Source organism: Paenibacillus sp. FW104-T2 (assembly GCF_058789975.1).
Genome location: NZ_JBYTCE010000006.1, coordinates 57,281 through 70,350, shown reverse-complemented (window position 1 = coordinate 70,350; position 13,070 = coordinate 57,281). Strand labels below are relative to the sequence as shown.

At 49.4% G+C, this 13,070-nt stretch carries 8 protein-coding genes; 5 read left to right on the top strand and 3 right to left on the bottom strand.

The features are described 5' to 3' along the window. Positions 1–196 precede the first annotated feature (196 nt). Complete coding sequence (locus AC3WQ3_RS09705; protein ID WP_492472110.1) at positions 197–2,272, top strand: nSTAND1 domain-containing NTPase; 2,076 nt, start codon at positions 197–199, stop codon at positions 2,270–2,272. Positions 2,273–2,305: 33 nt separating this feature from the next. Here AC3WQ3_RS09705 and AC3WQ3_RS09700 read toward each other — a convergent pair whose 3' ends face one another. Continuing rightward, a complete protein-coding gene (locus tag AC3WQ3_RS09700; RefSeq protein WP_492472109.1) occupies positions 2,306–4,012 on the bottom strand; it encodes a sigma-54 interaction domain-containing protein in 1,707 nt (568 codons plus the stop codon). Positions 4,013–4,511: 499 nt separating this feature from the next. Then, a complete protein-coding gene (locus AC3WQ3_RS09695; protein ID WP_492472108.1) occupies positions 4,512–5,435 on the bottom strand; it encodes a proline dehydrogenase family protein in 924 nt (307 codons plus the stop codon). Positions 5,436–5,636: 201 nt separating this feature from the next. Between AC3WQ3_RS09695 and pruA the strand changes: the two genes are divergently transcribed. Next, positions 5,637–7,184, top strand: coding sequence for an L-glutamate gamma-semialdehyde dehydrogenase (pruA, locus tag AC3WQ3_RS09690; RefSeq protein ID WP_492472107.1), 1,548 nt, complete (start codon positions 5,637–5,639; stop codon positions 7,182–7,184). Between the two features lie 100 nt (positions 7,185–7,284). After that, on the top strand, positions 7,285–8,589 hold the full coding sequence (gene rpoN, locus AC3WQ3_RS09685; RefSeq protein ID WP_492472106.1) for an RNA polymerase factor sigma-54: 1,305 nt from the start codon (positions 7,285–7,287) through the stop codon (positions 8,587–8,589). Between the two features lie 144 nt (positions 8,590–8,733). Here the strand turns inward: rpoN and AC3WQ3_RS09680 are convergent, their stop codons facing one another. Further along, complete coding sequence (locus AC3WQ3_RS09680; RefSeq protein ID WP_095288886.1) at positions 8,734–10,158, bottom strand: aspartate ammonia-lyase; 1,425 nt, start codon at positions 10,156–10,158, stop codon at positions 8,734–8,736. A gap of 326 nt (positions 10,159–10,484) precedes the next feature. Here AC3WQ3_RS09680 and AC3WQ3_RS09675 point away from each other — a divergent pair, with 326 nt between their 5' ends. Both AC3WQ3_RS09675 and AC3WQ3_RS09670 read left to right on the top strand, forming a co-directional pair. Next, positions 10,485–11,762: a methyl-accepting chemotaxis protein gene (locus AC3WQ3_RS09675; protein ID WP_336781190.1), complete on the top strand. Its 1,278-nt coding sequence runs from the start codon at positions 10,485–10,487 to the stop codon at positions 11,760–11,762. A gap of 172 nt (positions 11,763–11,934) precedes the next feature. After that, positions 11,935–12,774, top strand: coding sequence for a hypothetical protein (locus tag AC3WQ3_RS09670; protein WP_492472105.1), 840 nt, complete (start codon positions 11,935–11,937; stop codon positions 12,772–12,774). Positions 12,775–13,070: the final 296 nt, after the last annotated feature.

The following is a 13,070-nucleotide window of genomic DNA, read 5'->3' as shown; positions in this document are numbered from 1 at the left end:
AGCGTATGTACCCCGTGTTAAACGTTTGCATGATGCTGTTCGGAGCCATCAATAATGTGGCTTTTTTTAAAATTTTATCATTTCATAGGTTAGTGTGCGTCTCAATATAGTCTCAATTTTGCAAGGGAATGGCGTATATGGAGCATTTGGATAATGCTTAGCGTAAAAGTACCAGTATCTAGTACGGAGGGCTCAAATGGGAAACAGTAGTGAGGTACAGAGCGATAGACACTATGACCGTGGCAAACGTTTTGTAGGACGAGTCAAGGAATTAATGATTCTGGATCGCTGGTTTAACCATCCGGAAGCACCTTTGACCATTTTTTCGGTAACGGGAATGGGAGGGATCGGGAAATCCTCCCTGCTCTCGGAGATGTTGTCGGTATCACGTAATCGGGGGGCTACGTCCATATGGATGGATGGCAGATCCTGTGGTTCAACCCCCTCGGTCTTTCTGGAGTATCTCTCCTCGACATTGGGACTGGAAACGCTGGGGAGTGAGGGCCATCTCCGCCCACTTAGCCGATTGAGTGAGACGTCGGTTCACAAGAGACTGGTCATTGCGGTGGATAACTATGAAGAACTTGCCTTGCTGGAAAGTTGGTTTATGGAGGTTTTCGTCAATAAACTCTCCTCCAGTGGAGTGCTGATCATACTGGCCTCACGATCCGAACCGGCTACGGCATGGCGCACGCATCCACGTTTGAGACAGCACTTGGTGCAGATGCCGCTTCAGCATTTCACAAATGAAGAAGTATCGGAGTACATTGCTGGTGCAGGACTCATAAATATTAGTATCGCAGGTACGATTGCACGAATGACGGACGGGCATCCGTTTGGACTTGCCCTAGCGGTGGAAGCTGCCGATCATCGGCGAAACGCACCTCTTGCGGAATGGGCCGAGCTATCCTATATGATCAGTGCACGCTTATTGCTCGAATTGACGCTTCCAAGTCTGCATCCCATGATTGAGGTGCTCACGCTGCTCGAAACCGCCAATCAGGAATTGTTATCCTCGGTTCTGCAAACGGAAGTGACGCTTGGCGAATATCTGGCGCTGAAGCGAATGTCATTCATCCGCTCCGTTCCGGATGGCCTGGCGCTGCATGATCTGGCCAGAGTACATCTGCTTCGGGACTTTCGTCAGCGTGAACCGCAGCGGCTGCAAGCCATGCGGGTACGTATCGCGAGCTTGTTACTGCCCCTGCATGCACAGGCGGGACCACATGAGCAGCGGCAGATTGCCCGGAGAATGCTCCTGCTCTGTCAGGAATCCATGCTTCAGCATCGGAAATATGCGGATGTATCCACGGAGGCCCTCTTTTCACCGCTGGAGGTCATGCGAGAGGGGGACCTGCCCTTGCTGCACAGCTTATTGGAGGAATGGTGCGAATACAGTGTGGAGCCGTGGCAGGCTGAGCCTTATCGCCCATTTCTGGATGAGCTGGCACAGCGTTACCCTGAAGGAATTGTGCTGATGCGTGATCAGAACGGGGAGCCTATTGCCATGTTTATTACGGTACTTGTCCACCGGGAGAGCAGTGAGATGCTGTTAAGATATTTTCCGGCGGAAATGAAGGAATGCTTTAGCCCGCAGGAACTCGCGTGTGACCCGGATCAGACGGATACTCATTATGCCGTGCTGGCTGCTGCCCGTGATAACGTACCCGGATACAGACGTGAAGAGCTCGTGGGCTACATGTCGCTGGACAGGCTATCCCTTCTGGGTGATGGAGCAAGAGTTATGCTGGTGGCGACCAATCCGAATCTGAAGCTGTTTTTACAGAGCATCGGTTTTCGAATGAGAAGAACGCGTACACGTATCTGTGACCGATATGAGGATCAGGCTGATGTCATGGACCTGGATTTGCGAAATGGATTATTTGGAGAATGGGTGATGTCCTTGCTGGATCCCGAGAAACAAGGGAGCAGGCTGCCATATGAAGCAACGAGTGAGGGGGCGGATGGGGTTCCGTGGTCTGAGTCAGATTTGCGAAAAATGCTGGCGCATTTACACTCCCCGGGTGAACTGCAAACGTATGCTGCGCGGGTGAGTGGTGTGAGAGACGGGATACAGCTGCAGATGCATGTGCTGGATCTTCTGGAGGGGCGTGCACACGGAATTTCCCAGCAGGATCAGATGCTCCTCTATGCAGCTTACTGGACTCATGCGGGTAATCCAACGGCCGCAGCTCAGGCCTGCTCTATGAGCCGGGCCACGTTTTACCGCCATTTGCGAACCGCGTTGATTCGTCTTGCACGAGTGTTATAAACGATATGGATCATGAAATACAGAAGAGGCTGGTCATAGACCAAGCCTCTTCATTCGGTTATAGAGCGTGGCTCTGGAGATGCCTAGCTGCCTGGCGAGTGTACGCTTATTGCCACCTGCCGAGATCAGACACTGACGCAGGAGATTCGCTTCATATGAATCCAGCCTTTCCTGATAAGACAGGGGGCAGACTTTGAAGGATTCGCTCTCGTTTCCTTTTGCAATGGTATCCGGAGATTCGCCGGTTGATGAGAGCGTAGGTTGTACCGGTATGACATGCAGCAATGCAGTCTCATCCGCCGTGGAGGAGCGGGGCTGTACCAATGAGGTAAGGGATTCCGGCAAATATTCCGCCTTGACCTCACCATCCGTTGTAAGAATGGTAATGCGTTCTATCACATTGCGAAGCTCCCGCACATTACCTGGCCATTCGTAGCTGAACAGCAGCTTGAATACTTCGGGAGGAACGAGTTCAATGTGACGGTTATAGAGCAGGGAGAACTCCTGAAGGAACGTCTGGGTCAGTTCATATATATCTTCCTTGCGCATGCGCAGAGGAGGGATGATGAGATTGATGACATTCAGGCGATAGTATAGATCTTCCCGAAACTGGTTTTTGGCAATCATGCCCAGCAGATTCTGGTTGGTTGCAGCGATAATTCGGCAATTCGCCTGTTTCAAGCGTGTTCCGCCAACAGGGAAGTAGCTTTTTTCCTGAAGGACCCGCAGCAGCTTCACCTGCAATTCCAGCGGCATTTCGCCGATCTCATCCAGGAAGAGCGTACCGCCTTCGGCCAGTTCAATTTTCCCCTTTTTCCCTTTGGGATCAGCACCGGAAAATGCCCCTTTTTCATAACCAAACAATTCACTTTCGAACAATGAAGCGGGAATCGCACCGCAGTTGATGGCGATAAAAGGCGCGGATGGCGACTCGCGCAGGTCATGAATGGCTTTGGCAAATAACTCCTTGCCTGTTCCGCTTTCACCCAGTATGAGCACGGTGGCTGAAGTACTACTAATCTTGCGTATGGTCTCGAGACACTGCTTAATGACCGGACTACTCCCTTTGATTCCCGCGAACGGGTCGGAATCCGGACGAAGCCGCGCCACGGCCTTCTCCAGGTGCTGGACTTTCGATGTCATATGTAATAGTTCCTGATGCAGGCGGATTTCGGTTGTTATGTCCACTTCGGCAGCTACTGCACCCACGATACGTCCATCAAGAACCACTGGACGTGCATTGATGAGAGCGAACAGATCCGGACGGGGCTGGTGCTGTTTACGGTAGACCGTATCGCCGGTGTATAACGTTTTGAGCGATTGAAGCCGATCAGGCGGGAAGAAGTCTGCTGCCGGCTGTCCGATAATGTCTTCTTTGTTAATGGAGAAAACACGCTCTGCATCCGTAGTCCAGTAAGCCACCTTCGCTTCTTCATTAATTAGGGTAAGGGCTGTACCTGCCGTTTCAATGGTGGTTTCAAAATAAGCCTCCATGAGGCGATAGGCTTGCAGCATGTGCTGCAAAACATCAGTTACTTCAATATATCCAACAGGGGAGCCTTCATCCTGGATCAACAGGTGGGGGCTTTCGCTAAAATAGGAAATGGCCTCGGGGAGTGCAGTAGACGAAGAAATAACAGGCAAGTGCGTACTATCCTTTAACGTACTCAGGTCTGTCCGCAGCAGGGACATTACATCTGGAAGCAAATGTTTCATCCGTTTCACCTCGGGTTCGAGCATGATAATCAGAAACGACACTTGTGTGCCATGACTTGCAATGCGAATCGTTGAGCAGCAATAAAGTGATCTTAACGATAAAGAATGGTTAGCCCTATTATAGCGACACAAATAAGTTGTGTATATATTTTTTGACATGAGGTGTAGTAGGTGTTATAGGGAGGATTAAATAATAAATAAAGCAATTAGATTAGTATACGCTTACATACGGATAGGTTGCTTCTCTACGCAACTGTCCCTAAATAGTCTGAGCATTTGAAGTCATAGGGAGGTGAAGTTATGTGACACCGAACTGATGGTGGTCAATATTTATTGAACAATCATTAGTGTCTTAAATATTGGACATTTCAATTTGGGGTTTCTTATTTTTTAGACATTAGCAGTGTGGAAGGGGGCATGACAGAGGGGATAAAAAAACCATGCGACCTGAGAAAACAGGGCTCACATGGCTCCATATATTTGCTTCACTCCGGTCAATCGAACCAGGAAAGGGAAAGTCTGATTATCTAAACATGTTTTTGACAACCATCCAGAGATTGGCCGGCTTCTCGGCAAGGCGGCGAGTGTAATACGGATACCACATCGTTCCATAGGGTACATAACAACGAATGCGATAACCTTCCCGTGCAAGTCGTTCCTGTTCGCTCATGCGCAGCCCGTACAGCATCTGGAATTCAAACGCATCTGGGGATATGCCACGGTCCTTGGCATACTGTTTAGTCCACGAGATAATGTGATCATCATGCGAAGCGACCGCTGTGTAAACACCCTGATCCAGATGCTGGCGGATCATGGATTTGAATTGATCAATGACTTCGGAAGCATTCTGATATGCCACGGCTGCGGGCTCTTTGTAAGCGCCTTTGACGAGGCGAAGCCGAATGCCTTCACGAATCATGTGCCGTGTATCCTGTTCGGTACGATGAAGATAGGCTTGCAGTACAGTTCCCGTGTTATCAAGTCCTTCTGCATGCAAGCGGCGGACAATATCCAGCGTAGCCTGGGTGAATGGGCTGTCCTCCATATCAATTCGGACAAACAGATCATGCAGCTTCGCCTGTGCCGCTACGGATCGGATATTCCGGTAACCCTCCTCCGGATCGAGCGCAAGGCCCATCTGGGTTGGCTTCAGGGATACGTTGGAATCTGCTCCTTGGCGAGCTATGCCTTCCACGAGTCTTATATATTCATCACGATAGAGGGCAGCTTCGCTCAACCTTGTGATGCCTTCCCCGAGATGATCCAGTGTGGCCATAATGCCTTTGTTGTTAAGGACCCGAATCTCCTCCAGTGCCTCTTCCAGAGTGCTGCCAGCGATAAACTTGCCTGCCAGCTTTTTACCGTATTTGATGGACAGATTCTCCACAGCTTTATTACCTGCAACGGTCAGCAGTGTTTTACGATACATTTCCGTTCCAATACTCACGCCAGTTTCCTCCTTAGGGATCAATGCTTCTTATAGCCGTTTAATAAAGCAAAAATCGTGCCAGATCATTTATTTTATTAAAATATTCATTCTTCATCGGAGTTGGCACGGATCTTGCTACATATATTGGCTGAGAGTGAAATAGCATGGTAAATCAGGCGAGCAGCCAGTGATTCCAACATCCTGAAGGAGGAATTATTCATGAATATCCCTTTTGTTAACGAACCATTTACGCCCTTTGCTGTACCAGCGAACAAGGAAGCCTTTGAGAGCGCACTTCGCAAGGTGGAATCTGAGCTCGGACAGGAATATTCCATTATTATCGGCGGGCAGAACATAACGAGCAGCCGCACGTTAACCTCCGTTAACCCGGCGGCTAAGAATCAGGTGATCGGAACGATTTTTCAGGCAGATCAGGAGCTGGCAGAGCAGGCGATTCAGACAGCAGCAGAAACATTCCGTACCTGGAAACATACAGATCCAAATGAACGCGCACGATATCTGTACAAAGCAGCTGCGCTTATGCGCCTGCGCAAGCATGAATTCTCTGCATGGATGGTGTATGAAGCAGGCAAAACTTGGCCGGAGGCAGATGCAGATACAGCGGAAGCTATTGATTTTATGGAGTTCTACGCAAGAGAAATGCAGCGTCTCAGTGAACCTCAGCCCCTGACCCGGATTGCAGGCGAGGATAATGAACTGACCTATATCCCGCTTGGCGTGGGGGTTGTCATTCCACCTTGGAACTTCCCGCTGGCCATTATGGCTGGCATGACTTCTGCCGCGCTCGTATCGGGTAATACAGTTGTCTTGAAGCCGGCCAGCACGACACCGGTGATCGCAGCCAAGTTCATGGAACTGCTCACTGAAGCAGGATTGCCGGATGGCGTAGTGAACTACTTGCCAGGCCCGGGCAGCGAAGTGGGCGATTATCTGGTGGATCATGCGCTGACTCGCTTTATCAGCTTCACCGGTTCGAGAGATGTGGGTCTGCGGATCAACGAACGGGCTGCTCGCACAGCTCCAGGGCAAAAGTGGATCAAACGGGTAATTGCAGAAATGGGCGGTAAAGATTCGATCGTTGTGGACAGCGAAAGTGATCTGGAACTGGCTGCGGACTCCATTACCGCTTCGGCATTCGGATTCTCTGGACAGAAATGTTCCGCGTGTTCCCGCGCCATTATTCATAAGGATGTATATGATGAGGTATTACAAAAGGTCATTGAGCGCACGAAGAAGCTCACGATGGGCAGTCCGCTCGAGGTAAGCAGTCATGTAGGACCAGTTATTGATGACAAGGCTTATGCCAAGATTAATGAATATATCGAAGTGGGCAAGGGCGAAGGCAGGCTTGTGTTGGGCGGTGGTACAGGGGATGCCCAAGGCTATTTCATTGAACCGACGATTATCGCGGATGTTGACCCGCTGGCACGCATTGCACAGGAAGAGATTTTTGGACCTGTACTCGCGTTTATCAAGGCAGATACGTTTGAGGAAGCTCTTCATATTGCAAACAACACGGATTATGGCTTAACAGGTGCAGTCATTTCACGGAATCGTGCGCATCTGGAACTGGCGAGACGAGAGTTTTTTGCTGGCAATTTGTATTTTAACCGGAAATGCACAGGTGCTTTGGTTGGCACGCATCCGTTTGGCGGATTCAACATGTCAGGTACGGACTCCAAAGCGGGCGGAAGAGACTATCTGCTGCTCTTTACACAAGCGAAGCTGGTTTCCGAAAAGTATTGAGGCGTACAGCGGCTGATGCTTGTAGTAAAGCATTTACTTTTGTACTCTTTTTCCGGAAAATATAAATCAAATTCCAATCCGCGCAGAAGGAGGGAGAATCATGCTGGAGATGCAGCTGGTTCAGGAACAGCGTGTTCGGCTGTCCATGACGCCAGAGATGAAACAGTCCATTCATTTGCTGACGTTGTCCGGTCAGGACTTGAACCGTTATCTTCAGGAAGCAGCCGAAGAGAATCCGGTACTTGAAGTGGAGGAGCACGCTGCACCGCTGGTCCGCCTCCCGCGGAAAGGAAATCAGAGAACGTTCGCTTCCTACGACCCGTTGCTGCAGGTGAAAAGTGATGAGCCAACGCTTGAACAGCTGCTGTCTGCTCAGATTCGCTTGCTGGATCTCCCGCCTATGGTGAAGGGAACAGCTGAATATTTGGCGGGATGTGTCAATAGTGACGGTTATCTGACGATAGATTTCGCCGAATTGTCATCGATATCCGGCTTCTCTGTGGATGGGCTGCAAGCAGGATTGGATATTCTTCAGTCGCTGGATCCTGCAGGCGTTGGGGCACGCAGCTTGCATGAGTGCTTGCTGCTTCAGATCCGCCGGGATTCGTCAGCCGCTCTCCATGCCGAGCAAATGGTTCAGGCCGGACTGGGGGAACTCGTGCCCTTCCATCCGGGGAAAGCGGGAACCAGGCTAGGTATATCCTCACGTGAGGCACAGGCTGCGTATAATTACATTACGCAGCTCGACCCCAAACCCTGTCGTTCCATTGGGTGCCAAGAGCGTCCTCATTACATTATTCCGGATGGCATGGTGGAACTTCGGCATGGCGAGATTTATATCGGGCTCCATTCGGCAGGGAACCTTCGTGTATCCATGAATGAAGCATGTTCCCACTGGATCAGGCATGGAGCTCCAGACGAAGTCTGGTCGGCGCGGGCAGCGGAGGCGAGAGCCATTGTCCGCAGTGTGCAGCTGCGGCGCAGGACCTTGATGCGTGTTCTCACGGCAGTGATGAGTGAGCAGGTACATTTTTTGCATGAAGGACTCGCTGGTCTGAAACCGCTTAGTCTGGCTAACGTTGCCGAGAGGATTGACATGCATGAGTCCACGGTGAGCCGTGCCGTTAGCGGGAAATATATTCAGACACCCCATGGGGTATTCGAATTGAAGTCCTTTTTTACGACAGGCATTGAGACAGCAAGCGGAGATCCCGCTTCTGCATCAGTGGTTAAACTTCGATTGAAGGAACTCATCCGTTCGGAGCAGGTTAGCCGGCCGTATTCGGACAGTCAATTGGCAGCGCTGCTCGCCGGGGAGGGCATCAGGATCTCCCGCAGAACGGTGGCAAAGTACAGGGAGGAGCTGCAGATCCTGTCTTCGCTTGAGCGCAAGCGCTGGAGTTAAAATAAACCTTCATGCCTTAATCTCTTCATTCTTATAGCATCAGCGTTATAACACCATAAAGCCCCTGCTCACCCGAATTAACGGTGTGCAGGGGCCTTCTGTTTGGATTCATAATCATGATGAATTCGAGTCAGTCAAACCTCATTACATATTGTGCAGGAAACGCTCACCAGCAATACCTGGTGTAGTCATCTGTTCCGGATGCATGATTTCTTCGAGCTCCTCTATCGTGAGCAATCCACGTTCCAGAATGATCTCTTGGAGCGAAGCACCCGTTTTCAGAGCTTCCTTCACAATGGATGCTGCCACGTCATAACCCAGATGTGGGTTGAGGGCCGTAATAACGCTGAAGCTTTGCTTCATGATCAGTGCACAGCGTTCACGGTTGGCTTCCATTTCCTCCACAGCATAACGGGTGAACACGTCAATGCCGTTATTCATGATTTTCAGGGATTGCAGCAGGTTGAACGCGATGACAGGACCCATGACATTCAATTCAAATTGTCCGGCTTCACACGCCATGCAGATGGTATGATCGTTCCCCATGACCTGGAAGGAGACCTGGTTGATCACTTCGGCCATAACCGGATTGACCTTACCTGGCATGATGGAAGAACCGGGCTGACGGGCCGGAAGACGAAGCTCATTGAATCCTGCACGCGGTCCGGAAGCCATCATTCGAATATCGTTACAGATCTTGGACAGGTTGACCGCGCATACCTTGAGGGCAGCAGACAGCTCCATATAAGCATCCGTATTTTGAGTGGCATCAACTAGATCATCAGCTGTCTGCAGCTTCAGTCCGGTAACATCGGACAAATGTTCCGTGACCTTAACGATGTACTCCGGTTTGGCATTGAGCCCAGTTCCTACTGCCGTAGCTCCGAGGTTGATCGTCAGCAGGCGGCGATTCGCAAATTCAAGACGCTCCATGTCGCGTCCCAGCACCCGCGCATAGGCACCGAATTCTTGTCCCAAACGGATCGGCACGGCATCCTGGAGATGGGTGCGTCCTACTTTGACGACATCATTGAACTCCAGTTCTTTTTTTAGAAAAGCATCTTTCAGACGCTGCATGGTATCAAGGAGTGTTTCAGACAACCGATACGCCGCGATCCGCAGTGCCGTTGGAATGACATCATTGGTCGATTGGGACATATTCACATGGTTGTTGGGATTGCAATGGAAGTAGTCCCCTTTGTTTTGCAGCAGCAGTTCCAGTCCGCGATTGGCCAAAATTTCATTCATATTCATATTCATGGAGGTGCCTGCACCGCCCTGAATGGAGTCAACTATAAAATGATCCAGATGATGACCTTTCATCATTTCTTCAGCGGCCATCACGATGACATCGCCGATTTTCGGCGGCAGCATCTTCAGCTCCATATTCGTGATTGCGGCAGCCTTCTTCACGGCAGCGAGGGCTGTAATTAGCTCCCGGTGCACAGGTACGCCGGTAATCGGGAAGTTTTCCACGGCCCGCACCGTCTGTATACCGTAATAGGCATAAGCAGGAATTTCTTTTTCACCAATAAAATCTTTCTCCGTCCGTGTGGACATTGTAGACATTTCTTTCGCCTCCAGTGGCATCCAAAAATAGGTCAGCTCCGGCGATGCCGAAGCGCACTCAGTATATCATTTAAGCAAAATGGATGCCAGGCTAAATGATTTTTCCCAAGTTGCCGATAATAATTAAAATTAGGGGGTTTAACCTGGCGTGGTACTGGGTGAATCGAAGTGTAACAAACTTATCTTATAAATTATGCACCACAAGGATGAAAAGGTATTCGTGCGGGACAAGATGGGTTCCTGATTCAGCGTTTTCAGTGATGTAGATCACATGTTTTTTGGTCGATGATTGGTAAAATAGGAAAAAAGGACTACGAGGTGTGAACATGAAATGGACTTTAGGCGCAAAGACAGTCGCAGGTCTGGTAATCATTTCGATTATTACATACGGGACTAGCGGCTTTTTTATATTCTTCCTCCAGGACTGGCTCTCTTTCTCCATGCCAAGCTGGTTGTATATCACCTTAGTACTCATACTAGGGGTGTGCTGGAACGGAATTCTGGGATGGTTTGCCTCACGCTGGCTGACACGCCCAATTGTTCACCTGTCCAAGGCAGCTCAGCAAGTTTCCTCAGGGGATTTAACAGCTGAAATTCCGGAGCGCCGTACACAGGACGAGCTTGCCGTTTTATATGACGCATTTCGCGCGATGGTCGTTAATCTAAGAAGTATTGTAAACGATATTTCGGATAGTACGCGTACCACCTCACAGAATGCGCAATCGCTGAGTGAAGCCATCACCCAGGCAGCCGAACAGATCGAAATGATGTCGGAAGCGGTGGATCACATTGCCGTAGGGGTAGAGGAACAAAAAGTGACCTCACAGCAATCACTGATTACCGCAGATGAGATGTTGAATGATTTTCAGCGCATGCATACCCAATCGATCGGAATGACAGAGATGTCAGGGCAGATGGAACGGTCGGTTGATCAAACGAAGCAGACTTTCTCGTATCTGATGAAAGGCATGGACGAGTTGACCGTATCGCATAATCGTTCCCGTGACATCATGGTGCTTCTGGAGAAGGAAGCTTCGGATATTGAAGCCATTACGCAATCGGTCAAAAACATCGCCGAGGAGACAGCGCTTCTTGCCCTTAATGCATCCATCGAGGCAGCGCGTGCAGGGGAAGAGGGAGCTGGTTTTGCTGTAGTTGCCCAGCAGATTCGCAAGCTGTCGGACGAGAGTACACAATCGGTTCACCGGATTAACGAATTGATCAGTCGTGTTCAGCAGCGTATCCGCGATACAGCACAGCTGATTCATGAGCAGCACGGGCTTGTCGTGAATGAGTCCCAGCGCACCATTAACGTCGATCAGACGCTGCAGGAGCTGACGGGAACGGTTGAGGTGTTCATGAAGGGCGCTCATGAGATCGGCTCCAAAATTGCAGAGCAGACCGTTCGGGTTGAACGGACGCATGGTCATGTGAAACAAATTCAAGGAAAAGCCGGCTCGTTCTCGGACGAGGCCAGACGGATTATGGATGCCGCTCATGAGGAGACGGCAATTATGGAGGAAATCTCCTCTTCCGCTGAAGAGTTGAGAGAATTAACGAATCGTTTGATGGATAAAACTAAAGCATTTCGGATGCAGCCATAAGCTGTGTCCGGAGTGTTTTTTTCTTTATATGGATAAACCCGAACATTCTTTCGCAAATTTTGAGGTTTGTAAAGTTTTTTTTATGAAACATTAACAAATTCGCAACGACTGGGCGATAAATGACGATATAATAGTTGTAGTATTCCATTTTTAAAAGAAGGAGCCCAGAATATTGAAAACTTGGACAGGTATCCTGCTGATGATCGTTTTGGCGGTTGTTACGATTAGTACAACTTCAGCTGCCAGAACATCCAATGAACAAAAACAGCTTAACATAGATGATCAATCCAGCCAGACCGATGGGGTCGTGGCATCCAATATAGAAACCGATGAAACATCCTTTATCTCAATAGAGAGAGCTCCTGTAAAAAAAGAGAACGTTTCCGTTGCTCCGGAAAACGAAAAGGTGAAATTATACCCGATGCAAGTGGAGGGTTCGGGTTATATATATAACGGCATGATTCTTGAAGTGAATGGACAGACACGTGAATTCAGCAAGTGGCAGGGAGAAGGCGGGTCTTACAAACCCGAAGTGCACGAACTGGATTTGAATGGAGATGGCAAAAAGGAAATTATCGTGCTTTTCACTGCCGGACACGGGACGGGTATTTATTTGGGTCAGGCACACATCATAGACCCGGATACGCTGGAAGAGATGAACATGCAGCCTTTGGATGAGATTGTGAAGCAGCACATGAAGTCCAAAGTAAACGTAACCCCTGGAAAAGTGACCATTGACGTAGCGGTGGATGGGGTGAAGTTAGAACCTTCTCAGAGCGAGGAAGAAACGAATGGCATAGCTTATCATGATGAACTTCAATTCGGTGATGTCGTGTATTACAGTGTGGAGAACGGCAAGTTGGAAGTCACAGCGTCCGGTGCTTATGGACCGGCTGGGTACGACGGAGATCTGACTTTTGCCTATGCATATCAGGATGGCGAATGGAAGGCCGAGAACGTGGAATACCGTACAGAAGCGTATGAAGATGAGTATTATGAATCGTTTGATTGAATTCTCGGAGTAGAAGAGTTATTAGGTCGATGCTTGTCATAAAAGAATAACTTATGTTTCTGCCTGATTAGGCAGGGGCAGGAATGGTGGGGCTGAAAAAAACGGGGATACTCAGCCTCACTTTGTGCTGCTCTTATACAGAATTATTCCCAAAATATTGAACTGGAATGTCTGGCATTGCCACATTAGTTGTTTAGGTATAAAGGAAAACTTGTTTGATATATATAACTGATGGGTTATAGAAAAAACGATTATTGCCTTTGCGTTGGGCGGGTCAGTTGAACCACGGGCGCATG

What these genes read in the sequence shown, in the direction of transcription:
- AC3WQ3_RS09705 (WP_492472110.1), top strand. Translation starts at nt 197, where the DNA reads ATGGGAAACAGTAGTGAGGTACAGAGCGATAGACACTATGACCGTGGC.
- AC3WQ3_RS09700 (WP_492472109.1), bottom strand. Translation starts at nt 4,012, where the DNA reads ATGCTCGAACCCGAGGTGAAACGGATGAAACATTTGCTTCCAGATGTA.
- pruA (WP_492472107.1), top strand. Translation starts at nt 5,637, where the DNA reads ATGAATATCCCTTTTGTTAACGAACCATTTACGCCCTTTGCTGTACCA.
- rpoN (WP_492472106.1), top strand. Translation starts at nt 7,285, where the DNA reads ATGCTGGAGATGCAGCTGGTTCAGGAACAGCGTGTTCGGCTGTCCATG.
- AC3WQ3_RS09680 (WP_095288886.1), bottom strand. Translation starts at nt 10,158, where the DNA reads ATGTCTACAATGTCCACACGGACGGAGAAAGATTTTATTGGTGAAAAA.
- AC3WQ3_RS09675 (WP_336781190.1), top strand. Translation starts at nt 10,485, where the DNA reads ATGAAATGGACTTTAGGCGCAAAGACAGTCGCAGGTCTGGTAATCATT.